The 24,218-nt window shown below is 69.1% G+C and carries 21 protein-coding genes; 9 read left to right on the top strand and 12 right to left on the bottom strand.

Annotated features, from left to right (window positions below):
• Positions 1 to 102 precede the first annotated feature (102 nt).
• Complete coding sequence (locus ACWFRU_RS04715) at positions 103 to 906, bottom strand: phosphatidate cytidylyltransferase (RefSeq protein ID WP_453684654.1); 804 nt, start codon at positions 904 to 906, stop codon at positions 103 to 105.
• Positions 903 to 2,684 carry an aminotransferase class I/II-fold pyridoxal phosphate-dependent enzyme gene (locus ACWFRU_RS04710; protein ID WP_453684653.1) on the bottom strand — a complete coding sequence of 594 codons (1,782 nt, stop codon included), beginning with the start codon at positions 2,682 to 2,684 and terminating at the stop codon, positions 903 to 905. Before ACWFRU_RS04710 ends, ACWFRU_RS04715 begins: the two co-directional genes overlap by 4 nt.
• A 395-nt stretch (positions 2,685 to 3,079) precedes the next feature.
• Here ACWFRU_RS04710 and ACWFRU_RS04705 point away from each other — a divergent pair, with 395 nt between their 5' ends.
• The 3 genes from ACWFRU_RS04705 to ACWFRU_RS04695 all read left to right on the top strand — a co-directional run bounded on the left by ACWFRU_RS04705 (position 3,080) and on the right by ACWFRU_RS04695 (position 4,341).
• The gene (locus ACWFRU_RS04705) at positions 3,080 to 3,415 is read left to right on the top strand and encodes an ATP-binding cassette domain-containing protein (protein ID WP_453684652.1); all 336 of its coding nucleotides are present in this window, start codon (positions 3,080 to 3,082) and stop codon (positions 3,413 to 3,415) included.
• A complete protein-coding gene (locus ACWFRU_RS04700; protein WP_453684651.1) occupies positions 3,412 to 3,672 on the top strand; it encodes a hypothetical protein in 261 nt (86 codons plus the stop codon). Before ACWFRU_RS04705 ends, ACWFRU_RS04700 begins: the two co-directional genes overlap by 4 nt.
• Before the next feature lie 84 nt (positions 3,673 to 3,756).
• Positions 3,757 to 4,341 carry a hypothetical protein gene (locus ACWFRU_RS04695; protein ID WP_453684650.1) on the top strand — a complete coding sequence of 195 codons (585 nt, stop codon included), beginning with the start codon at positions 3,757 to 3,759 and terminating at the stop codon, positions 4,339 to 4,341.
• 97 nt (positions 4,342 to 4,438) lie between these two features.
• Here ACWFRU_RS04695 and ACWFRU_RS04690 read toward each other — a convergent pair whose 3' ends face one another.
• The 9 genes from ACWFRU_RS04690 to ACWFRU_RS04650 form a co-directional block, all read right to left on the bottom strand.
• The gene (locus ACWFRU_RS04690) at positions 4,439 to 4,738 is read right to left on the bottom strand and encodes a hypothetical protein (RefSeq protein ID WP_453684649.1); all 300 of its coding nucleotides are present in this window, start codon (positions 4,736 to 4,738) and stop codon (positions 4,439 to 4,441) included.
• 55 nt (positions 4,739 to 4,793) lie between these two features.
• Positions 4,794 to 6,200 (bottom strand): hypothetical protein, encoded by a 1,407-nt coding sequence (locus ACWFRU_RS04685; protein WP_453684648.1) that lies wholly within the window; start codon positions 6,198 to 6,200, stop codon positions 4,794 to 4,796.
• The gene (locus ACWFRU_RS04680) at positions 6,197 to 7,645 is read right to left on the bottom strand and encodes a hypothetical protein (protein ID WP_453684647.1); all 1,449 of its coding nucleotides are present in this window, start codon (positions 7,643 to 7,645) and stop codon (positions 6,197 to 6,199) included. The genes ACWFRU_RS04685 and ACWFRU_RS04680 overlap by 4 nt, the downstream gene beginning before the upstream one ends.
• A gap of 8 nt (positions 7,646 to 7,653) precedes the next feature.
• On the bottom strand, positions 7,654 to 10,824 hold the full coding sequence (locus ACWFRU_RS04675; protein ID WP_453684646.1) for a hypothetical protein: 3,171 nt from the start codon (positions 10,822 to 10,824) through the stop codon (positions 7,654 to 7,656).
• Positions 10,825 to 10,963: 139 nt separating this feature from the next.
• Positions 10,964 to 14,311: an SAV_2336 N-terminal domain-related protein gene (locus tag ACWFRU_RS04670; protein WP_453685257.1), complete on the bottom strand. Its 3,348-nt coding sequence runs from the start codon at positions 14,309 to 14,311 to the stop codon at positions 10,964 to 10,966.
• Between the two features lie 28 nt (positions 14,312 to 14,339).
• Positions 14,340 to 15,305: an AAA family ATPase gene (locus ACWFRU_RS04665; protein WP_453684645.1), complete on the bottom strand. Its 966-nt coding sequence runs from the start codon at positions 15,303 to 15,305 to the stop codon at positions 14,340 to 14,342.
• The gene (locus ACWFRU_RS04660; protein WP_453684644.1) at positions 15,302 to 17,380 is read right to left on the bottom strand and encodes a vWA-MoxR associated conflict system protein; all 2,079 of its coding nucleotides are present in this window, start codon (positions 17,378 to 17,380) and stop codon (positions 15,302 to 15,304) included. Before ACWFRU_RS04660 ends, ACWFRU_RS04665 begins: the two co-directional genes overlap by 4 nt.
• Complete coding sequence (locus ACWFRU_RS04655) at positions 17,377 to 18,396, bottom strand: hypothetical protein (RefSeq protein ID WP_453684643.1); 1,020 nt, start codon at positions 18,394 to 18,396, stop codon at positions 17,377 to 17,379. The genes ACWFRU_RS04660 and ACWFRU_RS04655 overlap by 4 nt, the downstream gene beginning before the upstream one ends.
• 183 nt (positions 18,397 to 18,579) lie before the next feature.
• Entirely contained in the window at positions 18,580 to 19,242 is a 663-nt protein-coding gene (locus ACWFRU_RS04650) for an O-methyltransferase (RefSeq protein WP_453684642.1), read from the bottom strand.
• 70 nt (positions 19,243 to 19,312) lie between these two features.
• Here ACWFRU_RS04650 and ACWFRU_RS04645 point away from each other — a divergent pair, with 70 nt between their 5' ends.
• From ACWFRU_RS04645 to ACWFRU_RS04620, 6 genes are all read left to right on the top strand, one after another.
• The gene (locus ACWFRU_RS04645) at positions 19,313 to 19,969 is read left to right on the top strand and encodes a TetR/AcrR family transcriptional regulator (RefSeq protein ID WP_453684641.1); all 657 of its coding nucleotides are present in this window, start codon (positions 19,313 to 19,315) and stop codon (positions 19,967 to 19,969) included.
• Complete coding sequence (locus ACWFRU_RS04640; protein ID WP_453684640.1) at positions 19,966 to 20,337, top strand: hypothetical protein; 372 nt, start codon at positions 19,966 to 19,968, stop codon at positions 20,335 to 20,337. The genes ACWFRU_RS04645 and ACWFRU_RS04640 overlap by 4 nt, the downstream gene beginning before the upstream one ends.
• A 220-nt stretch (positions 20,338 to 20,557) precedes the next feature.
• Positions 20,558 to 21,253, top strand: coding sequence for a L,D-transpeptidase family protein (locus ACWFRU_RS04635; RefSeq protein ID WP_453684639.1), 696 nt, complete (start codon positions 20,558 to 20,560; stop codon positions 21,251 to 21,253).
• A gap of 213 nt (positions 21,254 to 21,466) precedes the next feature.
• Positions 21,467 to 22,015, top strand: coding sequence for an EF-hand domain-containing protein (locus ACWFRU_RS04630; RefSeq protein WP_453684638.1), 549 nt, complete (start codon positions 21,467 to 21,469; stop codon positions 22,013 to 22,015).
• Positions 22,016 to 22,071: 56 nt separating this feature from the next.
• Complete coding sequence (locus tag ACWFRU_RS04625; protein WP_453684637.1) at positions 22,072 to 22,623, top strand: EF-hand domain-containing protein; 552 nt, start codon at positions 22,072 to 22,074, stop codon at positions 22,621 to 22,623.
• A 209-nt stretch (positions 22,624 to 22,832) separates the two neighbouring features.
• A complete protein-coding gene (locus ACWFRU_RS04620) occupies positions 22,833 to 23,603 on the top strand; it encodes a hypothetical protein (protein ID WP_453684636.1) in 771 nt (256 codons plus the stop codon).
• A gap of 69 nt (positions 23,604 to 23,672) precedes the next feature.
• Here ACWFRU_RS04620 and ACWFRU_RS04615 read toward each other — a convergent pair whose 3' ends face one another.
• Positions 23,673 to 24,209 (bottom strand): hypothetical protein, encoded by a 537-nt coding sequence (locus tag ACWFRU_RS04615; RefSeq protein ID WP_453684635.1) that lies wholly within the window; start codon positions 24,207 to 24,209, stop codon positions 23,673 to 23,675.
• Between the last annotated feature and the right edge of the window lie 9 nt (positions 24,210 to 24,218).

Below are 24,218 nucleotides of genomic sequence, written 5' to 3'. Positions count from 1 at the left end.
CCGATGCACGGCGCCGGCATCTTGCAAAGGCCCCTCCGGTTCGGTCATATGACCGGGGAGCGTGAGCCCAGAAGCCTGCGGTCCCCAGCGGCGGACCCTGACTCAGCGCAGGAGGAGAAGGACGGCCAGGGCGAGGAGCAGTGAGTCGATTCGGTCGAGCAGGCCACCGGAGCCGGCCAGCCAGTGAGCGGAGTCCTTCGCCTGCGCTCCTCGCTTGACCATGGATTCGATGAGGTCACCCGCCGGGGCGCCGACCGCCACCGCGACTGCCGTCGGCAGGCTCAGCGCGGACAGCACGGCGAGTACACCGAGTGCGGCCACCGCACCCGAGAGGGTGCCGCTCCATCGCTTGGCGGGGGAGAGCGGTGACAGCCGTGGCCCTCCCAGCCGTTGACCGGCGAAGTACGCGACGATGTCGCCCACCGAGACAGCGACGAACAGGGCGAGCGCGGTCGCGCCGAGCGGCGCGAGGGCGGCGAGCACGCTCAGCCAGACCAGCCCGAGCAGACCGGCCCCGAGCCGGCGCAGGCCGTGGGCGGCGTCACCGGCCAGCAGCGGGACCGCGGCGATGGCCAGTGCGCCGAACGCCGCCGCCCGCACTTCGTGTCCCGGGGCAAGCCAAGAGGTCAGCACCACCCCGGAGACCGCCGCGGCCAGTACCGCCCTGTCCAACCGGGGCAGATCCAGCAACCCGCCGAACTCCATGGCCGCGACCACCCCGACCGCGAGCGCGAGGGCCGTCACCCCCGGGCTGCCCCACCAGAACGCTCCGGCGATCAGGGGCACTCCGACCGCCCAGCAGCACCAACGGATCAGCAGTTCGCGGCGCCCGGAGAGTGCCGCGGCGACCCCGCCAAGTGCCAGGGCCCCGCCGAGGAAAGGTGCGATGGAGGCGACGCTGGTCATCGGGCGTGACCGGCGGTGACCTCGGCCGGAGTCCTGGTGGACTGCCGCGCGAGCGCGCCGGGGCGCAGCGTCTCCAGGGCGGCTGCGTACGCCGCCAGGATGCGTGCGTTCTCCGCCGCGTCCCTGACCGCGACACGTACGGTGCGCCCTTCGTACTGGGGCGAGAGGGGTGACAGGTCGCGCAGGTAGACATCGTGCCGGCGGCACTCCCGCACCAGACGGGCAGCGCTCGGTCCGTCGTAGGGCAGGGTGATGTTGAGGAAGTTCGCTACGCCCTCCTCGATCACGGCGGTGTCGTCCAACCGGGCCAGGTCGGCGGCCAGTTGACGGCGCAGGGTGTGGGTGCGCAGCCAGCAGGAGCGGTAGTGCTCGGGGTCGCGCAGGGCGGCCACGGCGGCGAGCTGTGCGGGAAGACTCACCGCCCAGGGCGGCGTCCACCGGCGCAGCATTGCTGCGGTGGCGGGTTCGGCCACCAGGAAGGCGGCACGCACGCCGGACAGCGCGTACATCTTGGACAGCGAACTGCAGACCACGACCCGCGGGTCCACCGCGGCCAGCGGGGCGAGCGACTCCGCCAGGTCCACGTATCCGAGGTAGGCCTCGTCGATCCACCAGCGGGTCCCGGCCGGTGCGCCCGCGATCAGGGCGCGCAGGTCGGCGGCGGGTGCGTGGCGTCCGGTCGGGTTGTTCGGGTTGACCACGACCACCAAGTCGTAACGCCCCGTCCCGACGACAGAGGCAAGCTCGGCGAAGTCGATCCGCCACCCGTCCCTCCGGTGCAACCGGAAGCGGTCCACCCGGCACCCGATCACGCGCTCGGTGACATGGGCGTATTCGCCGTACCCCGGGTCCAGCAGCAGCACCCTGCTCTTTGGGGTCAGCCACCGGCCGAACGCCCGGAAGATCAGGTCCGACGACCCGGCCCCGGCCACGAGCGTCTCCACCGGGAGCGCCCGGGACTTCGCGAGTTCTGACAGCAGGCCCTCGGCGCCGGTGGGAGGCGAGGTGCGGGCGGACCAGGCCGGGTCTTCCGTGAGCGCCGCGCCTGCCCCGGGAGCGGGCGGGAACCAGGCGTCCAGCACGTCGGCGGCGACGACCTCGTGGCGCCGGTGCAAGGTGCGAAAGTCCGTGCCGATCGCGGTGAAGGAGGCGCCGCCGTGTTCACAGCCGTCCGGTCCGGGCGCCCAGTCCATGTCCAACTGCCAGTCCACCATGGAGCCGAGCCGCTCCAGGACGGAGCGATACCGGGTGGCCGCCACCTGCGTCAGACCGGCCACCTCGCCCGTCAGTACTTCGAAGGTCGCCGCACCGCTGCGGACGGTGTGCCCGACAGGCCGCAGGCCGACCGCCAGGTACATGTCGAGCAGTTCGGTACGGCCCATCGCCACCACCGTGCGGCCACCCCGGGAGGAGATCCAGCGCAGGGCCGCGTACATCAGAAGGGGGGCCACCAAGGTGCTGCGCCAGCGCGGCTCCACGGTGAGGATGCGTATCTCGAACAGTCCCCCATCGGACAACAACGGCAGTGCGTCGCGGGTGAGGTATTTGTCCAGGCCGTAGCGGCCCAGCCACGGTGGGGTCAGGCTGACGAAGCCGATGCGGACCGGCCCCCGGGCCGCGACGAGGTAGACGTTGTCGCCGTCCAGCGCGTCGTACAACCGTCGCTCCGGTCGTGGCGTGTGCTGACCGAGTTCCTGAGCGTACACGCGGTGCCGCAGCTCATGGATCCAGTCCAGGTCCTCAGGAGTGGCAGCTCGTATCTGCAGGTCGCGACTCATGCATGTCTCTTTCGGCAAAGGGGACTCCCCTTGGGGGTACGAAGGCCAACTGACCCGGGCGCTCTGCCCCGTAGGGCGGCTTGGGTGTTCGCCGACTCCGCACCGCGGGTTCGCGCCATAAGCACATCATTGGGGGCGCCCTGCGGCCGCACATGAGTACGCGTACCTGAGTACGGGAGTAGGTGCCGCGGTGATGTGGCAACGGACGGGGACTTGGCTTCCGTCGCTCTACGGCGCCTCGCTCCCCGACGACCTCGTGCGCCGTCGCGCCGACCACAGCCATCACTGCCGCCGCGCAGACCAGTGCCGCCCGCCCGCACCCCGCCCGACGCCCACCCATCCTTACGGCATCCGGTCTGCGCGCCGCCCACACGCACCGGAGCCGGAGCGTCCCCGTGCCCCACGGCATAGAGGTCGCCCTGGCCGCCGGGGCCGGCCTCGGCATGGTGGGCGCCTCGGACTCCGGCGAGACGACCCTGCTGCGCACCGTGGACGGCCTGCATCGTCTCACCGCCGGCACGGTCACCCTGGAAGGGGAACGCCTCGCTTCGGCCGCGTACCGCCGGTCCCGCGAACAACGCCGTCGCCACCCGCTCGTCCCGCAGAAGCAGCCCGGCACCCTCAACCCCAGTCGCACGGTCCACGCAACCCTGCGGCGACCTCCCCTGCTGCACCGCCGGACCGGCCGAGCCGAGGCACCCGCCTGCGTCGTGGAACTCGCGACGAGGTGACCTCTTCGCTCGACGCGGACACCGCCGTGGCCGTCATGGACCTGCTGGCAGAGCTCCGCGACCGACGGGGACTGTCCTTGGTCCTCGTCAGTCACGACCTGCGCCTCGTCGCCGACCGGACGGACTCGCTGATCGTGATGTGCGAGGGGCACGTGGTCGAGTCAGGCCCCACCGCCCGGCTGTTCAGCTCGCCGGCGCATCCGGTGACAGCGGCGCTGACGACAGGGGTTCACTGGGCGGCTGACGAACCCCACTGAACCCCACGGCGCAGAGGAAGGGCCGTCTCGGCTGTGCCGACGGGCGCCGACGGTGTCCGCGGGCGCGGTGGATAGCGTGCGGCCATGATGATGACGAAGAAGCGGCGGGTCCTGTACCGGCAGGGCAGCGGGTTCTGGCGGATGACAGCGAAGTGGGTTCTGGTCTTCGGGGCCCTGTACCTGCTGGATGGCGGGCTGCTCCGGTCATGGGGCGACGCACTGGTCTGGCCGATGATCGGCATCTTGCTGTGGGTGCCGTTCGGGATCGGTGTCGTCTGGTACCCGAAGAAGGACCAGCGGGTCGAGTTGACGGCGCGTGAACTACGGGTGCGGCGCGAGCGGTTGCCGATGGAGGAGGTGAACCTGCTGCACGTGGCGCGGTGGTGGCTGCAGGGGCGGTCGACCGCGGACGAGCAGCCGGTGCGGGAGTGGACACGGTTCGACCGGGTGGTCTGGGTGCCGCTGCGGGACGGCCGGGCATTCGGCGTCGAGTTCCGCGACCCGGCCGCATTCGCCAGGACGTTCGGCGACTTCGCGGTCGCGGCGTGCGGCGGGCCGGACATCGTCCGCGCGAGGGCCGCGGCGGAGACGTACCCGGACCCAGTGCCGATGCGGCGCCGCCCGGCCGCCGATGGCTCCTGGCCGGACGTCTTGGACGTATTTGACTGAGGGCATGCCAGCCCGCGCCTGTGCCGGGCGGCTCGCGCTGCTCGCCTCGCCCAGATTCCGTCGCCCCGCCCCCGGTTGCGACGTCGCGCGCTCGCCCCTACCGCTGTTCACCCTCGTCGGCGAAGTGCTCGCGGAGCTCGTCGCTGCAGTCCTCGGCGCCGACCTGGATGCGCGAGAAGGTCAGCACCCCGTCTTCCTCGCCCTCCTGCTTGGCCTTGGCCAGCTGCCTCTCGATGTTCGCGATGTACTGGCCGCACTCGGCGCTGACGGGCTTCGTGGGCTCCGGATCCCGTGGCGAGGAGGGGTTCAGCGCGGCCGTGGCAGCGAGGCCGCCCGCGCACAGCACAGCCCACACGGCAATCCACCTGCGGCGGCTCATCGGCTTCGGCTGGGGCATCCCGGAATTCTATGAGCGTCGGGTCGGGCTGTCGCTCGAAGCACGGATCCGGCCGTCACGGCAGGAGTCCGTTGGCCTGGAGCAAGACCAGTGCGGCTGCTTTGAGCTCGTCTCCGGACATGGGCAGCAAGAGGGTCTCGATGGGCACGGTGGCACGGGCGACGGCCTCCTGCGGGGGAAGCGACGTGCCGACGAAGATCCGGACGGTCCTGAACTCGGCTGGCACGGCGCTCAGTTGATGGGGGATCCCATCCAGTTCGATGAGCCCTCCGCCCTCGCGGCGAATGTCCGTGACGATTTGGTCCACCACACCCGCGGCGGACCAGTCACCGGACTTGACCTGCGTGGCCAGGACGACCATCGCGTCACCATGTGGCCTGCCGGGCACGACTCGGCGCACGATGATCGTGTCGTCGTAGAACGGTGCCAGCCTGGCCGAGTCAGCCGACGCGGGTGCGCGCACGTGGGTGCGACAACGCATCACCTTCCATCCGCTTTCCGGGGGGATGGGCCCGGCATCGGCCAGGACGGCGTTCAACCGTGCCGCGAGTGCCTCCGCGTCCGTCAACGCGGCCGCGTACCGGTCACGGTAGGCAGGAGTGGACAGGGCCACCATCTCACCGGTCATGCCTTTGATCCGCCACAGCAGGGCGTCGGCTTCTTCGGGGGTGGTCGCCCGTTTCATGCCGGCCACCGTGTCGGCGATCGCGCGCCAGCGATCGCCGTTGTCGCGGATGGAGGGGGCGAGCTTGAGCAAGGCTGCTCGCGCGGGGTCGCTCGGATCGAGCTGGTCGACGAAGTCCTCCAGGGCGGCGAGAGCCTTGGCGCCGTCGCCGGGTCGGCTTCCGGCCGACAGGCGTCGCACGACACCGTTGATGCGGTCGGCGAACGCCTTGGCCTTGCTCATCGACACCCTCTTCGAGACCGCCGTGAGGAGGTGCTGCGCGGCGGCCGTGATGGTGTCGGTGTCTCCGGTGACACAGGCGTCCTGGAAGGCCTCCAGCGCGGTACGGACGGCCGGATCACTGCGCGACAGCTCGAAGAGGCGATCCCACCAGTTCGGATTGATCTGGGCGCTGGCCAGCCGTCCGCTACGGGAACGGACTCCGCGCGTGATGTGGTCGACCTCCCGCAGTGCGCGCTGAGCGTCCTGGGCGAGGTCCGGCGCCTCTGCCGGGGCCGCACGCAACTCGGCGCGCAGCTCCTTGGCGGCCTTGCGGAACGCGATCCGCGCCGCGTCGTCGCCGCTGGCGACCAGCGACCAGTGGGCCTCCGTGAACACCGTATGCGCGGCTGCCACCCGGCCGACACGTGCGGCGATGGCATTCGTCGCGTCGCTCGCCGCGCCGAAGAGCAGACGCACGAGGGGCACCTGGCCCAGTGCCATCCGCGCGATGGCATTCTTGATGGCCGCCAAGGCGGCGCCGGCCGGCTTGGCGGACTTGCCCACCTTGATGGTCACAGCCGGGTCTCCGCAGCCGGGGGCGTCCATGAGGTGACGGCGATGGGCAGGGCGTTCATGAGCAGACCGGCCGTGCCTTCCAACGGCGCGATCAGCAGCCCGAGTACAGCGGCGGCCACCTCTTGGCCCGACGGTCGCGGGACGAGTGATTGGCCCTGGTCGAGGACGGCCCGGTGCTCCAGAGTGAGTTCCCCGTGCCGGCCGATCTCGGCGTAGAGGTCCGCGGCGGCGATCACACAGTCCACGGCGACCGCGGCCGGCGGGACGAACGCGTGCGCGGCCGTGCTCAGTGCGGCGCTGCCGGCGGCGAAGGCCAGGGACCGGTTCCATGGGCCCTCTGCGGCGGCCATCGTCCGTGACACCGCGACCGCCTGCGCGGTGGGCCCGGCCAGGCCCAGTTCGTCCAGGGCCCGGTGTATCGCCGAGGGAAAACGCCAGGGGCCGGCCTCATCGACGTCTTCGATGGTGTCGCCGATCCGCTCCTCCGGCGTGGCGCCCTGGACGTGCGCGGTGGTGCGCGCGGGCATGGCGGCGACACGGTCCTGCACGACCCAGGAACTGTTCCAGCAGCGTCGCAACACCTCCGCGATCCGCTGACAGAACACCGGCTCCGATCCGCCGCGCCAGGTCAGGTCGATGACCGGCTCGGCGTCCCAGTCCACGATCCAGTACAGCAACGGAGAGGTGCGGGCGGCCTCGGCGACGTACCGGTGGACGACGGCGATCTTCTGTACGACGTCCTCGCGGGCGGACAGCACCTCCTCGGCCGGCGTCATGGCTCGCTGCCCGAGCCGATTGAACTCGGTCAGGGCCGTCCGCGCCTCGGTCCGCAGCCGTGCCGTCTCGTGGAGGAAGGCCCGTAGTTGTTCGGCCGCCGGTCCGGGTTGCCCTTCGCGTAGTCGCAGGTCCCGCGCGTTCGGGTCGGCGGGCGGCAGGCCGGTCAGGTAGCGGTCCCGCTCCCGCACGACGGCGGCCCGGCTGTCCCGCAGTCGGCGCAGCACGATCGACGTGGCCCGGTCCTCCACCTCGATCAGCCACTGCGAGATACGCCCGTCGAGGCGTGACACCTCCTCTTCCCACAGATCGGCGACGGCCCGGTCGCCCTCGCGCACCGCGGCCACGGTGCCCATGCCGCTCACGCGCGCCCCGGTCAGGGGCAGATGACGGCTGCCGCGCGGCACCGCCGAGGCCGTGCCGGCGTCGCTCAGCTGGGCACTGATCGCCGCCAGGCCCGGCCGGTCGAGCAGTTGATAGATGGTGGTGACCAGGCTTTGAGTGCGCCGCCGGTCGAGGGTCAGTTCCAGATACTCGCCTTCGAAGCGCACGGCAAGGCGGGCGGTGCCGACAGGGCGGGGCGCGGCGACGGTCTGTGTGTCGTCCGGTCCCGAGCCAGGTGCCTGCGCCAGCACCAGCTCAACCCGCGGCGCGTCTTGAGGTGGGTCCATGGCCGCGCCTACTCGGGCTGCTGCTCGACGGTGACATGCAGACGCGGGGTGACCACCGGGTCGGGATCGGAGTGGTCGTTGTCCGCCAGCATGGCTGCGCGCCGGTCGGCCTCCAGTTCCCTGATCCGCGCCTCGGCGACGGAGGCCCGGGCCTGGGCCGTCCGCAGCTGCTCGGTGTGGTCCTCGCAGCCCGAGCAGTCGCCCAGCCAGGACTCGACGCTCACTCCCGGCGTGGTGAGGATGACCCGGTCAGTCGCGATCTTGCCCCCGGCGGTCAGCGCCTCGTCACTGGCCTGCTGCATCCGCGCGGCCAAGTTGGTGACGACCTTGGCGATGGTGGTCTCCGCGACGGGGGTCAGCGGTATGGCGAGATTGGGGCCGTCGGACGCGACGACGTGCGGTTCGAACATGCCGACGCGCAGCTGCGGCGCCAGGTCCATGATGCGCTGCAGTTGCTCGCTGGGCGGCATCCCCTGGAAGAGGACGAAGCGGTAGTAGTCGCGGTGTTCGTTGAGGTGGGCCAGCAGGGCTTCACGCCGCTCATAGGCGGAACCGACCGTCTCCGCGCCGAACTTCATCTCCAGCCGGTCGGCGACGGTCGCCTTCTGCTGTTCGTTCTTGGCCCGGTTGGCGGCAGCGTCCGCCTGCTCGAGGCCCTTGCCCTCGTTCTCCTTGGTCTCCCAGTCCTGGAACTTGGTGCGCAGCTGGGCCAAGAGCCCCGGGACGCCGCCGTCCGAGACCTCGTAGAAACGAGAGTCCTTCAGGCGGGGGTACCACCACCACCAGGGGCCGCCGAGCGCGCCGGACGACGCGGCGAAAAGCCCGGCGTCCTCCTTCTCCTTCTCGGTGAGCCCACCCAGTCCGTCCAGCGCCGGAGTGCTGCCCAGCCCAGGGGTGGCCGCGATCAGCCGACGGGCATCGTTGGGGCCAGGCTGGGCCACGCCTCGCAGCTCGTTGAGCGCGGTGAGCAGGCCGTCGCCGAACTTGGCCGCGACCAGGCGCCGCCACAGCCAGCGGTTGGCCTGCTCGATCTGGTCCGCAGGCGGTGGGATCTTCCAGTCGGCGATGGACTTCAGTCCGTGCAAGGCGTCGGAGACGGCGAGAGGCTCATACCGGCGCTTGAGGTCCTTGAGAATCTCGACCAAGCCCTCGAGATGCGGGTTGGGCGGCTTGTCCGGGCCGTCGCCGTCACCGTCCTCGTTCTCCACGCGCTGGCGCTCCTGGTCCAGCTCGCGCTTGGCGAGGTCGGCCAGCCGTCGGATCTCATGCTCGGCGAACTCGTACGCGGACAAGAGACGGCACGCCTCGAAGCCGTCGGCGAGTGCCGCGTCGAGGAGACCTGCACGCAGCGTCGCCTCATGGGTCCGCACGATCAGTTCGGTGAACGTCTTCGTCGGCTCCGGGTTCGGGACCAGCACCACGAGCCGTACAGCGGTCGGATTGAACACCACGTTGATGTCGTAATGAGCCAGTACCTCATGGAAGTTGAGGGTGAGAGTGTGGCAGGCGTTGGGGTTGCGGATGGTGCGGACGACTTCGTTGATGGACGTGCGCTCGACCGACTCGGTGATCCGGGTGACCCGCCGGGAGCGCACCCTGGTGGCGGCGCGCGTCGTGGACTCGCGCATGCGCTGAGAGGAGGTGCGGGCCGTGACCGCCAGACTCTGGTCGTTGCTGACGCCGCCATCGGCATGCACGCGGATCGAAGCCGCTCCGGGTGAATAGGAGGCGTCCAGGGAGGCGTTGGCCTGCGCGTGAAAGTCGTTGGACTGGGTGATCTCCTTGAAGACGTCCTCGGTGTCGCGAGTGGTGCTGGTGTAGTCGAAGGTCTGCTCGACATCGGTCTCGGACGTCTGGTCGAGCGCCTTGGAGCGCCGCTCCCAGTTGGCCACGGTGATCCGGGTCTCTTCCCCCGGCGCCAGGGCCAGCGACGAGAGCAGCGTGCCGCGGGTGAAACCTGTCAGCGTCCAGGTCTGCTTCCACGGCAGGAGCACGGCGATCGGCAGACCCACCTTGGAGAACTGCGGCGTGCTCGGCGGCTTGGCCGTGGTGGCGCCGGCACTGCCGTTGAACCCCGTGATCTTGCCGTCGTACCCCGGCAGCTTCAGCATGGTGTCGCGTCGTACGTCGTCCAGGGTGTAGCCGCCCAGCTTGCCGGGCCGTACGTACGCCGGACCCAGCAACAACGGCTGGGGTCCTTCGAGTACGGGGGCAGCCTTTGTCAGCGACACCGTCACTGTCCGGTCGTTGACCGTGAACGCCGCCTTCCCGGATTCGCGAAGACTGGCCACCGTGCCACGGTCCAGGGGTACGTGGATCATGCTGTCGTCCTGGGCGGGGATCACGGGGGCCGCGAGGAACTCGGCGAGGTCCTGCACCGCGAAGGAATCGGCCACCGGCGGCGCCATGGTGGGCCGATCCGCCACCTTGACGCTCACCAGAGCGGTGGTGGTGTCACCGCGCAGGGCAGCGGTTGCCTCGCCGGTCTGCATCAGCGAGCGGATCGCGGACTCGGTCAGCTTGACCGTCCCGTGCGACGACACGATCTCGCGGGCCGCCAGAACCTCGTCCAGTTGGTGGGCGGGGAGCGTGACCTCGTGCCGCGTGGCCACCAGCCGCACCACTTCCGGGGCGTTCTTGGCATTGCGGGTGATGGCGAGGACGGCGTCCCCGCTGCGCAGCGCCGCCACACCATCGGGACCGAGGCTCACCGTCGTCGGGCGTCCGTCGAGCTCGAAGAGTCCGTCAGAGATGACCTTTTCAGGGTCGGGCAGCTCGACGGTCCTGACCTTGCCGTCGAGGACGGTCTCGAAGTTCTCGGCCTCCCACAGGCCGATGGGGGTCGCTTGGGTGCGACTTGGCCCGCGGATCGCGGCGGCACCGTTGGAGGCGCTGTCCGCGTCAAGGGTCTGCCCGGTCGTGGAGCGGAGCTGGGGTTCGACGACATCGCCGTCGGCGTTCAGGACGATCGGAGTGACCGCCGTCTGGCCGTTGGCGCCCTTGCGCTCGTCGTAGAGCCGGATGAACTGCCCGAAGCGAAACTCGCGGGTGACGCCCCACGCCGGCAGCGACTGCTTGCAGTTGGCCGCCGCCAAGACAGGCCGCGCCTCACCGCCTACAGGCGCCTGCGCCCTCGCCCTCTGCGGGCCCGGTTTCGCCGATGCGTCCTTCTGGCCCATGGCTCCCCCCTCCGACCGCAAGGCACGTCATCGACCGCCCACGGGCCAGCCATTTTGACAGGTGCGGAGAAACCGGGACATACGACGATTCGAGTATCCCGCGGAGGCGGGAAGGGCGAGGGTATGCACTGGAGTGGTGTCAGGAGGAGTGGATCGGTGAACGCAGTGCGTAGTCCTCGGCGACCAGCGCCGTGAGATCGAAGTACGCGAGCCGTGTCTTGGGCTGCATCATGTCCGGGTCGATGATGGTGCCTTCAGCCAGATGTTCGTCGTAGGGCACGACGACGACGCCCCGGCAGCGTGCGTCGAAGTGCCGGACGATCTCCTCGACCCTGACTCTCTTGCCCGTGTCGCGCACCTGGCAAATGGCGGCGACTGAGCGGCTGACGAGGTGCCCGTATCCGTGCGCGTTCAGCCAGTCCAGGGTCGTGCTGGCATTGGTGGCCCCGTCCACGGAGGGTGTGGCCATGATGACGAGCTGGTCGGCGAGGTCCAGGACACCGCGCATGGAGCGATGGAGCAGGCCGGTTCCGGTGTCGGTGAGGATGATCCGGTACTGGGTGCTCAGAAGGTCGATCGCGCGCCGGTAGTCCTCGTCGTCGAAGACGGTGGAGACGGCCGGGTCCGCGTCGTTGGCGATGATCTCCAGGCCGGTGGGGGTCCGGGAAGTGAAGCGCCGCAGGTCTTCGTACGAGCGGCGGTTGGGACTCATCGTGACGAGGTCCCGGATCGTGGCCCCGGTCTCACGCCGCACCCGCAACCCGAGGGTGCCGACGTTCGGGGCCGCGTCAAGGGCGACGACCCGGTCCCGCCGTTCGGCCGCCAGCGTATCGCCCAGGGCCAGCGTGGTGGTGGTCCGGCCGATGCCACCTTTGAGTCCAAGGACGGCGATGCGGTAGCAGGAGGGGAGGGGGGAGCGGATCAGTTCAAGCTTCCGTTCCCGTTCAGCGGCGTTCCTGGAGGTGATGCGGAAGCGGCCGGCCTTCTTTGCCGGGGTGCCGACCTGAAGTTCGATGCCTTCCTGCTCGAGGAAGTCATTGAGGAGGCGCAAAGTGGTCTTCCACTGTGTGGGTGGGATGGCGTCCGCCTCGAACGCGCGACGCAGGTCGTCGGATTTGATGCTGCCCTGGGACTTGCCCCGCTGGACCAGCATCACCACCTGCTGGAAGTGGGCCAGTTGGGATGGCAAGGTAAGTCTGATGTCCCTTGAGATTTCCGAGAACTCTTCACTGCTCGGGCTCTCGGGTGCCGTGGGGACATCTGGGGCGGATGTAATGTATCCGTCGGCGCGGAGCTGTTCGAAGGCTCGTTGTACCGTGCTGCGGGAGTACCCCAGGCGCTCGGCCAGAGTGGTCTGGGACGGCAGGTGGTCACCATCGGCGTAGGTGCCGTTTCGCATGTCGTCGACCAGGGCATCGGCCACACGCTGGTAGGCGGGCTTTGCGGGAGAGCGTCGCCCGGTTTTGGGGGACGCGCTGACGACCAATTCGACACCGGCGTCGTCCAGGACCAGCTTGACCGTTCGCAGCGCGTCCTTCCACTCTGTCGGCGGGATCGCGTCCGCCTCGAATGCCCGTCGCAGGTCGTCTCCGGCGATCCGGCCCTCGGCTTTCCCGCGTTCGAGAAGAGCCGCCAAGCCCGCGCGCTGAAAGAGGTCGGACGGGGTCCGGAAGCCGCGTGCGCTTGGCGTGGTCACATACCTGCGGGCCTCGTCCCCGGACCGGACGAACGCCATGTTTTCCAAGTACCCCAGCGCGGTGGACACCACATCGCGGGATGCGGCAAAGCGCGTCGCGAGCTCGAGGGGCGACGGAAGCGGGGCGTCGAAGGGGAGCACACCGGCATCGATGTCGGCGATCAGTCTCTCGACGATCTGAAGGCTGGAATGAGGCTCGGGCGCCGATTGGGCGTCCGTCAGGCCGGCATAGGCGAACGGCTCCTGGTAGGCGGCGAAGCTCTGCGGGGCGGAGGGGTCGTGCAGGACGGCGGCGATCCCATCCGGCGCGTAGGGGTGGGTGTCCAGGTGACGGCTGAGCGCCCGCCGTGCCTGCCGGGCGTCGTAGGTGGTGGCCTCCGCGCTCAGCCGTTCCCGGGCGCCGGGGTGAAGGACCATCACCGGATCATGTCCCGCCGTGTGGCTGATGGTCAGCAGACCGCTGGTGAGGACCTCGGCGAGGTCGGCCAACTCGGCTTCGGGCACAGCTTGTTCACGCAGGGCGTGCAGAAGCGGCACGGTCAGTGCGGGCAGGTGAGAACAAAGGACGCCCAGGCGCGCGGCGTGAGTCGACGCGGTGCGCAAGAAGGCGTCGGCGAGGACGGCGGGCTCGCCTCGCCGGGTTGCCCCTGCTCGGGTGACGGGATCGCCGCTTCGTGCGGGGAGAGTGTCGGAGAGCCTGCCGGCCGCCGGGAGAAGGACGGCCTCGCAGCCCTGCGGGTCGGGGCGCATCACGGCTCGCGACCAAGTGCCCAGTGACCGCGGGGTGCAGGAAACCACGGGCAGCGGGAGCCAGTCGTTGCGGCGTTCGACAGGAAGTCTTTGGACCGCTTGCAGACGCGGCGGGAGACGGTAGCGCAGTGCGCTGTTGGGTTCGCCTGCCTGGGCGGCTGTCACCCGGACGGCGGGCAGGTTGAGTGCGGATCGCCGCCACAGGCGCCGGGGCAGGGGATTGACGAGGACCACGGACACCTGCTGCCCCCAGGCGTACAGGAGTTGCCAGATGGCGGGGCGCTGCCAGCCGTTCGCTGCGCAGTCGGAGATGAGAAAAATGACGCGCCGTCCAGGCGAGCCTCCGCCGTGGTGGGGAACGCGGTTTCCCCGGACGCTGTCACCTCGCTGGTCGTGGACGTGCGGCTGCCCGTTCTGCCAGGCCAGCTGCCATGTGTGTACGGCGCGGAACGCTCCGAGGCCGCCCATAAGCTGGGTCAGCGCGCGGGCCGTCTCGTTCCATACCTGCATGGACAATGAGGTGTCCAGGACGACCACCGCCTCGAACCACACCTCCGGAGCCACGCTGAACACGGGCACCAAAGGCCCGCCTCGGGCGTAGTGATCGACGGTCGCGTCGACGTTCAGCCGGGTGCGGCTGCCCTTGAGCCAGGGGCGCTGGAACGGCTGAAGCGCCCGGCCGATCGGCAGGGCCTGGGAAAGCGGCGCTGACCGGCCAAGGGACAAAGGCTCTCCGCGTACCAGCGCGTCACCGTCCGGGTGGCGTGCCGAAACCCCGGTGCCAGCGGCATCGTGGGCGGCGGGCGCAGGGGGAGCCGGGAGCCCGACGGAGCTGCCGGGCGTATCCGGTCGTGCCTCGCCTGCTCCCGCGATGGCGTGTGGGGCGACTGGGTCGGGCGGCAGGGGCGGACCGTCCTCTGCGGCGGCCCGGGACGCCGCCAGCCAGATGGCGTCGGCCAGGAAACCCGCATCCGTACCGGGATCCGCGGTTGCGGCCAGGACGTCCAGGATCCTGCCCAGCGAACTGAGGGGAGCCGGCACAGCGGGGGAACTGGGGGAGTCGTGGGCATTATGCACGGGAGAGCTCACGCGTGAGCATCTCCCGGATACGTTCACGCTGTTCGCCCTGAGGGCCTTGACCGCCACCCAGCAGGGCCACAGCGTTCAGCAGCTGATCGACAGCGAGATGGCTCCCGCCGACCAGACGGTCCGCGAACTCCTGGATCAGCTCCTGTTGTTCGTTGCTGAGATCGCCGTCGAAATGCGCCCAGACGATGTTTCGCAGCAACGGTGCCGTCAGACGGGGCATGGTGTAACGGATGCAGCGGCGCAGAAACGGCGGTGGGAAGTCCCGCTCCCCATTGCTGGTGAGGACGATGAAGGGAAACTGGACGCACTGCACTCTCCCCTTCTCGACGGTGTGGGTGCTTCTGCTGTTCCAGAGCCTGATGTCCACACGTTCGCGCCGATAGCGCACCAGTTCCGGAATCTCGTACTCGCCGCGTTCCAGCACCTCGAGCAGATCGCTGGGCAAGTCCAGGTCGCTCTTGTCGATCTCGTCGATGAGCAGGGCCCGCGGACGCTCCGCAGGCAGCAGCGCGGTGCCCAGGGGGCCGAGCTGCAAGAACGGCGCGATGTCGTCACGGCTGCGACCGTGCGCACCGCCACCCTTGCGCTCCGGGTCGCGGACGATGGCGTTGCGCAGGTTCTGGGCGTGGATCCGTCCCAGCGCGTCGTAACGGTACAGCGCCTCGGTGAGGGAGCTGCGCGAGGTGATGTGCCAGCGCAGCACGTCACCAAGCCCCAGTTCGTGGGCGACCTGTTCGATCACCGTGGACTTCCCCGACCCCGCGGGCCCGGTCACCAGCAGCGGGCGACGCAGATGGATCGCCGCGTTGACGGCGTCGATGAGACCCTCTGGCGGCTGATACTGGCGATGCTGCGAGGCGCGCGGGAAGGTACGCCAGGGGGGCGGGTCGGCGAGAGACACCTCCCGCTGCCTGCCGTCGCCCTGGTAGTAAGGCTTCCAAGTCATGCTTCCTCCTCGGGCGAGGTCACCACGCGATGTTCGAAGGGGCGGCAGAAGTCCAGCCACACCTCGTCATGCCAGACCACACGAACGTCTCCGAGACAGCCCCCACAGTCCCGGTGTGCGCCCCACCGGCTGCGGTACGCGGCAGGCAGGCCCTCGGGAAGCTCGTGCCAGCGCTCCTGGACCAGCTCCGCCAGCCGTCCCTCGGCGGCCTCGGCGTCACCGCGAGGCCACAGCACGATAGGGGTGAAGGGCAAGAACAGCTCCAGGGCCCCTTCGAGATCTTCGGGACAGTGATCTACTCCCACGGCCATGTCGAACTGGCCGGTGGCCAGCCCGTACTCAAGCTCCGAACGGTCGCGCAGCGCGGCCGTGCTGACCCACTTCACCGTCTCGGTGGCGCAGGACGATGTCTTCAGCTTCGTCAGCGTCCTGCGGGCCGCGTCATTGATCTCGGCGTTGCCCTCGGCCTCGTCCAGGCTGCCGCTCCAGCGTGGCATCACACGGTACTTGGCCCCCAGCAGGTAGCGGCCGACCTTCTCTTCCTCGGGACGCCAATGGGCGAGAAGGTGAGCCGGTGCGGCAATGTCGATCGTCTCCAGCAACTCGGGGCGCGGCAGCTCTCGGCGGGCCCAGTCCAGTGCGTCGCCGATCGCCTTCGCCACGCCGTGCGATCCCCCCGGCCCGCACCGGAATTGCTGATGCAGTGGGAGCACCGCACCGCCACGGAGCAGCCAGGCGTCCACCTCCTCGGGCCAACCGGTCCACGCCCCGGCCAAGCTGACCACCAGACGCAGATCCTGCCGCTGACGGCCATCGGTGTATTCGGCGAAGGCATCGTTGACCTCGGTGACGACATCCAGTTCCCGCGCCCATTCCTGCAAGCGACGATGAGTCTGGGGCAAGCCAGCCTGGTGGAAGAGCCCGGCGACGAGCCGGGCCAAGCCCTTCCAACGCGCCTCACGCCGACGCCGGGTGCGCAGTACCGCATACTCCAGCAGGTCCCGCAGGGGGACAGCGGTTTCCTGTGTGGCGGAGGGAAACCCTGCCAACCGCCCTGCTGCGCGCAGCAGTTCACTGCTCAGGGAGTCGGCGAGGACGTCATTGAGGAACTTCTTCGTGCGCAACGCCTCCAGCAGGGAGGTCACCACGTCCTCCACCCACTCGCGCGCATCGGGGTCCCGTTCGTCCTCGACCGGGCGACCGGAGGAGACGAAGTCCCGAAGGGAGGCCACTTCGGAAGGCGTCAACCGTGCGGGCACATGGCGCGCCCCACGCCACGTCTCCACACTTTCCCGCAAGTCCTGCACCCCCAGCGGGCCCACGACCTCGCTACCCCACGTGCACGCGCCCTTCGAAGCGTTACGCGCCAACCACAGGCCTTCCAGCGGAAAAGGATCCTGGTCGTACTCAAACCGCCCGATGACCTGCCCGCGCACCAGCCTGCGCAGCACATCGGCCAACGCGCGATCGACATACACCGCAGGGCCGGCGTCCGGGATCCCCCTCTTCAGGGCCCCGGCCAAGGCCAGGCTCAAGTTCATGTCACGGGCAGGCTGGTCGGCCGTGGCAGCGGTGAGGAGGGCAAGCCGGGACCGCCCCTCACGGACACTGCCCACGAGCTGCCCCGTCTCCGGAACAGACCCGCCCGCATGGCAGGTGTCGACCACGCCGATCAGCCCGTCGATCTTCGGCTCGCCGGCCACCGAGGCGACCAGCCGCCCTACATCCACAGCGGACCGGGGACTTTGCGTCGTCGAATCACGAACCATGAAATAGAGCTTGGTGCTCTGGGGCGCGGTGAACCCATGACCCAGCAGGGCCAGCACGAGTACCGCGCCGTCCTCCTTGGCCCGCTGGAGCGCCTGATCCACGGCCTCCTCGACGTCTGTGGGCGAGAGATCCTTCCCGCAGAGGAGCGACGGGTGGGTCCCCGTGCGTGCCTGGCACGCACCGAGCAGAGGGTCGGTCAGGGTGTCGTGCAACTTTTCGGCGGCCTCTTCGAGCCGGGTGAGCGGACGCATCGCCGCGCACTGTGCGGCAATCACGAGCACATGTCGAACCGGAGCGGCCGTCACTGCTTCAACGCCTCGACGATTTTGCCTGCGACGGCTGGCTGCCGCAGGTACTTCGTCGCCGTATGCACCCAAACCCCATCGGAGTCCACCCGGTGTGACACGGGCACCACGCCCGCGGAACTGGCCTGCATCCAGGCCTTGATGCGCGGGCGGCATACGACGATGTCGTCGCGGTCCCAGAAGTTCAGCCACTGTTCCACGCCCTCTGGCGTGCGTGGGGGATGCGGTCTGACCCGGTGCAAGACCACTCCAGCAGTGGCCAGAGGTGAGCCCAGCGTCACGAAAAGTCGTGTGGCGCCCGGGAGTTGGTGCAAGGCCTCATAGGCGACCACGGATCCCAGCGAGTGGGCCACCACGACGAGCGGCTGTCGGGGATCCACGACGCTCTCGACGCGCGCCCGGATCTTCACGTCCAGCGCTTCACGCCCGTCTTCCCGGCCACCGCGGTCGAGGTAAGCCCCCACTTGCGAAAGGTCCCCCAGCAAGGGTGATCCGCTGACCCATTGACCGGCTTTTCGGAGACCGGGCATCTGAAGGACAGTGGTCAGGATGCGTGCAAGGATGCGCACCGGCTCCAAGGTTCCTTGCAGCTCACGGGCGTCCTCGGGGAACTGCGACTGCGCATCCTCCATCACCCGGATCGCCGCGTGATCGCCCTGCTCCCGGGCCTGTAAAAGCAGCTCGTCAGTGATCTCGCGAACCAGGCCGTGCGCTAGTTCCACATCGCTGACGGGCTCCGCCGGCGCGACACCCTGCGCCTCTTCCTCCGTGAACAGGTCGCTGAAGTTGACGAAATGAGCGTCCATCAGCCAGCTCTGGGTGATCCCCGAGACCGCATCAGAATGGCCGGCAGCCCGGGCGCCGTCGGCCAGAGCCTTCAGCCAGTCCCGCCGTTCCTGCTCGCTTTTCCGTAACCCGCCGATGCCGTGTACGAACACCAGTTGCGCTCTGCCAGGAGCATCCATCACGCGTCCCCCGTCCGGCGTGCGGCCCCTCAAGGCCTCGTCGCCCCGCACCCGGTCTCCTGCCGAGTCTCATCTCTGTACAGGAAAACCATAGCCAAGCCACGGCACGTCAGCTGGGGAACTTGCGAGACCGTCGCTCCACTTCCGCCGCGTCGCCTGCGACCACTTCCGCACTGACGGCTCGTGCAGCACGAGCAAGATGCCGCACAGGGCCTGCCGCCGGACCCCTGGGGTCTAGAGGCGGCAGCTGATCTCCATCCCCTCCTCCACGGGGAACGTGACGCTCTGGTAGGCGTTCCGGGGGTTGCGGATGTAGTCGAGGTAGGGCGCGAGGTCCTCCAGGTCGACGTCGTCGGCGACGACGAGGGTGCCGGGCGCGAGGCGTGGTTCGAGGAGTCGCAGGACGGGCAGGCACAGGTCCTTCCAGCCGTCGAGGAGGACGAAGTCCACGGAGCCGTCGACGTCGGCGAGGGTGTTGCGGGCATCTCCCTCGAGGACGGTGATCAGGTCGTCCAGCCCCGTCTCGGCGAAGGTTCGGCGGGCGGCTGCGGCCTTGGCGGCACTCAGTTCCGTACTGATCACGCGCCCCCTCCCGTTGTCGCGCACCGCGGCGGCGAGATGGAGCGTGGAGATGCCGAAGGACGTGCCGAACTCGACGACGGTGGCGGGGCGGGCGGCCCGGATCAGGTTGTAGAGGAGGCGGCCGCCCTGGGCGGAGATCGGCATGTATATCTCCGCGTTGGCGTCGGCCTGTTCCTGCGGGTCGAGGGACGCGGTGTCCTGGGGCCACGTCGCCCGGTTACGCCTGCTGGTCTCCTCGTCCTGCTCGGCATCGCGGAACATCCGGGCGAGGGCGGAGGCGACGCGGGGGTCTTCGAGGGTGTTGGTGAAAGTCATACGCCTAGACTAGACGCACCGTTGCGTAGCGTCTAGAGGTCTTGGCCTATTCTGGCCCCGGGAGGCACACATGGAACGAGGACGTACGGCCGCAGCGGCGACCGGGCCGCAACAGGCGCCGCGCCACCACGGCAACCGGCACGGCCGCAGCGAACAGGCCCGGCAGGCAGTGCTGGAGGCGGCCGACGGCCTCTTGGTCGAGAAGGGCTTCACCGGCGTCACCATCGAGGGCATCGCCTCCCGGGCGGGCGTCGCCAAACAGACCGTCTACCGCTGGTGGAAGACCAAGACCGACATCCTCCTGGACGCCTTCCTCCAGGACGCGGCCGAAGCCCTGACCCCGCCGGACCATGGCGACCTGGCCCGAGACCTGCGCGCCCACCTGCGGCAACTGGCCCTGTTCCTCACCCGGTCCGACGCGGGCGCCGTCTTCACCGCCCTCATCGGGCACGCCCAGCACGATCCGGCGTTCGCCGCCGCCCTGCGGTCCGGCTACCTCGACGCACAGCGCCGACGCGACCGGCTCCCGCTGGAACGCGCGGTCGAACGCGGCCAGCTCGCCGCCGGACTCGACCTGGCGGCGGAGATCGACCAACTCGTGGGGCCGGTCTACCACCGCGTCCTGGTGACGGCGGAGCCCGTCGACCAGGCTTTCACCGACCGCCTCGTCGAGGCGTTCCTGCACCGCGTGGATGTGGCCGACGCGGGGGAGATGGAGAGCAGATGACTCTGAAGGCAGGCCAGCGGGTGGTGTTGGCCGCGGACACCCGGCTGACCGATTCGGCCGAGGTGTCGGGGGTCGTCGTCGGGTTCCTGTCTTTGGCGGCGGGCACGGGCGGGACCGTGGAGCAGGTGATCGGCCACCAGGACGAGAGCGACGACGTGCGCGAGTACGAGCGGCTCAAGTCGCTGCTCGACGCCTTCGGGGCCGAGATGCCCACGGAGAGCAGGAGGCAGCTCGAAGAGAACATCAGCGCTCTGGAACCCGCGTGGACCGCCTTCCAGGAACGAGGGCCTCGCGTGAGCGTGCGGGTCCGCTTCGACAACGGGTTCATCCTCGACGGGGCCCATGAGGACGTCTTTGTCCCTGCCTGAGGGGGCGCCCCCGGGTCGAACTGGTGGCCGGTGGCCGGTGGCCGGTGGCCGGTGACGGTGCTCGCGCGCGTGCGGCCCCAGAGCGGAGTCGCCTGGCGACGAGGCGACCTCTGTTACACACCTGTGTCGGTTTGTCCTACAACGAACGGCGGGGCCGTGTCGTCTAGGTGGGCAGGTGGGTTCGACCTGCGGACCAGTGACGACCGAGGAGTGGGCAGCAGTGGGGGACATACGCAGACGAGGAGCCGTGGCTCTGGGGATCACCGTGCTGGTGGCTCCGCTCACGGTGGCGCTCGGCACAGGCAGTGCTCAGGCGGCGTCGTGCTCGACGCAAACGGGCCCGTACCAGAAGCAGGTCGAGAAGTTCCTCGGCCGCCCGGTGGACGGCAAACAGTCGGCAGCCGACTGCAAGGCCATCAAGGCCTTCCAGACCAAACACAAGATCTCCCCGAACGCCGGGTACGCGGGCAGCGTCACATGGGGCGTCATGAACCTCATGAACAAGCAGAAAGCGGTGGGCAACACCCCCAACAAGGCGGGCAAGTGCCCGACCGACAAGGGGCGCATCGCCTGTGTCGACCTGACCCTCCAGCTCAGCTGGATCCAGGACGGCAAGACTCTCAAATACGGCCCGGTCCCGGTGCGCACCGGCCGCAACGGCCATGAGACCCGCACGGGCCTGAAGAAGGTCTACTGGCGCAACATCGACCACGTGTCGAGCATCTACCACGTGCCGATGCCGTACAGCCAGTTCTTCGACGGCGGCCAGGCGTTCCATTCGGTCGGCATCAGCGTCTGGGCCCCGCCGGGCTCCCACGGCTGCGTCAACATGACGAAGAAGGACGCCGTGAAGTACTGGAACATGCTGCGCAAGGGCGACGACGTCTTCGTCTACGGCCGCAAGCCGGGCACCTGATCCCTCATCCCCGCCGAACCGACGGCCCCTGCGAGGGCGCGGCAGCCCACGCCCTCGCAGGTCGCTGCCATCGGCGCACGCGCGGGCACGCGCATGCGCCAGGCCGGTGCCGGCGCGGGACCCGCACCGGGATCGCGGGTGGGCCTTCGGTCTGCGCGTCGACGGCCGGGAATAGGCCTAGTCGAGTGTCTGACGCGCTCTTACCGTGCGCGTATGGATGAGCTGCGTGTACGCAAGTACGAGCGGTGGTTCAGCGCCGCAGACGTCGACGGCGACAGCGCGATAACGCGGCAGGACGTCGTCATGATGAGCGAACGCTACGTCCAGGCCAGGGGCCTTGCCCCCGACTCACCTCAGGCACAGCAGATGTACGACACCATGCACGAGTTCTGGGAGTCGGTGATAGCCCCCGCCGACACCGACAAGGACGACAGGGTGACCTCGGCGGAGCTCACGCAGGCGTTCGCCGCCGCCTTCACCGATCGCGCTCACTACCCCGAGGAGCTCGCACCGGTCGCCGACCGCTTCTTCGACCTGGCCGACGGTGACGGCGACGGTGCGGTCAGCCGCAGCGAGTTCACGCACATCTTCGGAAGCACGGGACGCGCCACCGACGCGGAGTGCGCCGAGGTGTTCAACGCACTCGACCTCGACTCCTCCGGGGCCCTGTCGCGGAGCGAGTACCACAAGGCCGTCTCCGAGTTCTTCTACGGGAACGATCCCAACTCGCCGGCCAACCACATATTCGGCCGTCTCACGTGAGGGATGAACAGGCCCGGGCCGGGCCCCGATCAACCACCCCATACGAGGAGACCACCATGGCGCAGGACAGCACCGAACGGAAATTCACCTCCCTGTTCACCTGGTTCGACCGCACCGGCGACGGTTACCTCACCCGCAGCGACTTCCAGCAGATCGGCGAGGTGTTCGCCGCGGTGGCCCCGGACGAGAGCAACAAGAGCGCGTTGCGCGACGCATTCATGCTCTGGTGGGATGCCATGGGCGAAGCCGGCGCCCTGGACACCCAAGGCCGCGTCGGACGCCAACAGTTCATCACCACCATGCGCTCCCACATCGCCGCCGATGCCAAGACCGTCGAACGCCTGGTGATGCCCATCATCGACGCCCTCATGCGCGCCCTGGACACCGACAAGAGCGGCATGCTCACCGCTGATGAGTACGTGCGCATGTACGACGCCCTCGGCATCGACCCGGCCACCTCCGGCGCGGCCTTCAAGCGCCTTGACCGCAACGGCAGCGGCACCATCAGCCACGACGAGTTCCGTACCGCCATCGAGGAGTTCTACCTCAGCACCGATACCGAGGCACCCGGCAACTGGCTGCTCGGCTCGCCACTGCCACGCGGCTGATTCGGTCCCGGTGAGCACCGCGTCTTCACGCCGCTGCGGTGGCCGTTGGAGATCGTCCCGGAATCTGCTTCGAGTGCTCCGGGACGGGGCCTGATGCGTGATCGTGATCCACGGGTGCACAACCCCATCAAGATCTCGGCTGTCTGAAAGGCGCCGGAGGAGGGCTCTCCGGCGCCTTTCGGAACAGAGATACAGAGATCGGGGATCAGGTGGGCAAGAAGGTCTGGAGAGCTGTCGTGGCCGGTGGAGCGGCGGCGGTGTTCACGGGCATGGCCGCGGTGCCGGCCGGGGCGGCCGAGGGCGGGGTCTCCTTCACCCGCGTCCAGGTGAACGGCGGCAAGGCGATCGTGATCGGGGTGTCCAAGGAGGTCGCGGCACCCACGTCCTTCCGGATGACGACCACCCGCGAATGGAAGTGGCCGGCGGTGTTCCTCTACCGCGGCAACAGCAATACCGGTGAGCGGCTGTGGCACGCCATCGAGACGGGCGACTGCCACGAGGCGGGCGCGGGCGTCTGCGACATCAACGAGACGATGTTCTTCGACCCCTCTGTGTGGGACATGCGCAACAGCGAGGCCGGAGCCTGGAAGGTCGCGGCCGAGGTGTCCTTCAAGGGTGGCGGCGGCGACACGGACGACAAGGGCATGACCGCCTACGTCAAGCGCAACTCTCGCTTGAGTGTGAACGCTGCGCCCGAGCCGGTGTCCCAGGGCAAGACCATCACCGTGACCGGCAAGGTGACGCGGGCCAACTGGGAGACGAAGAAGTACGTTTCCTACGGAAGCCGCCTGGTGAGTCTGCAGTTCAAGCCCAGCGGAGCCTCCTCCTACACCACGGTGAAGAAGGTCAACGCCAACGGCTCGGGCGCTCTCAAGACGACCGTGAAGGCGTCCAAGACGGGCGCGTGGCGCTGGGTGTACTACGGCAACACCACCACGGGGCCGTCGACTTCGGCCGCGGACAACGTCGTGGTGCGATAGGAGCCCGTTTCGCAACCCGTCTTGAAACCCGTCCCGGAACCCGCTTCGAGGGTTCCGGGACGGGTCTTTTCACCCCGTGTGTTGCCGCAACCAGCGGTCGAGAACGGCAAAGTCCTTGCTCGTGAGGCCTTGTCGGGCGTCAACGCGATAGGGAAGGGCTGGGCCTGGGTGCTGTACCTCCACCCATGCCCGGTCGGCGTCTGTGATCTCGTCATCGACCCAGGCGAAGGGCCGTCCGGCTGCCCATTGGACGAGGTAACGGGTCTTCCAGTGCAGGCCGTCCTTCCCCTCCTCGTCGGATGGCTCGGGCCAGATCACCACGGGCAGTTGCGGCAGGCCGAGCCACGGTCCGACGCATTCGTTCGCGTCGGACATCCACGTCGTGGCCCACACCAGCTCACACGGCAGCGCCAGCAGTTGGGGACCATGCGCTGGATTGATCCTGGCAATCAGCGGATTCGAATCTGCTCCCCACGCCTGGGGCTCGGTTCGACAGGCGGGTCGATAGGTCGGGTATCCGTTCGGAAGCTGTTGCCGCGTTGCCCCGAAGGGAATGAGGGGCCCATCGACATCGAGAAAGAGGAGGGGCAGCGGAGATTCGATCACGAGCGCACG

It is taken from the genome of Streptomyces sp. NPDC055099 (assembly GCF_053607685.1).
The sequence above is the reverse complement of the archived record's forward strand: the minus strand, read 5'-3'. Positions and strand labels throughout refer to the sequence as shown.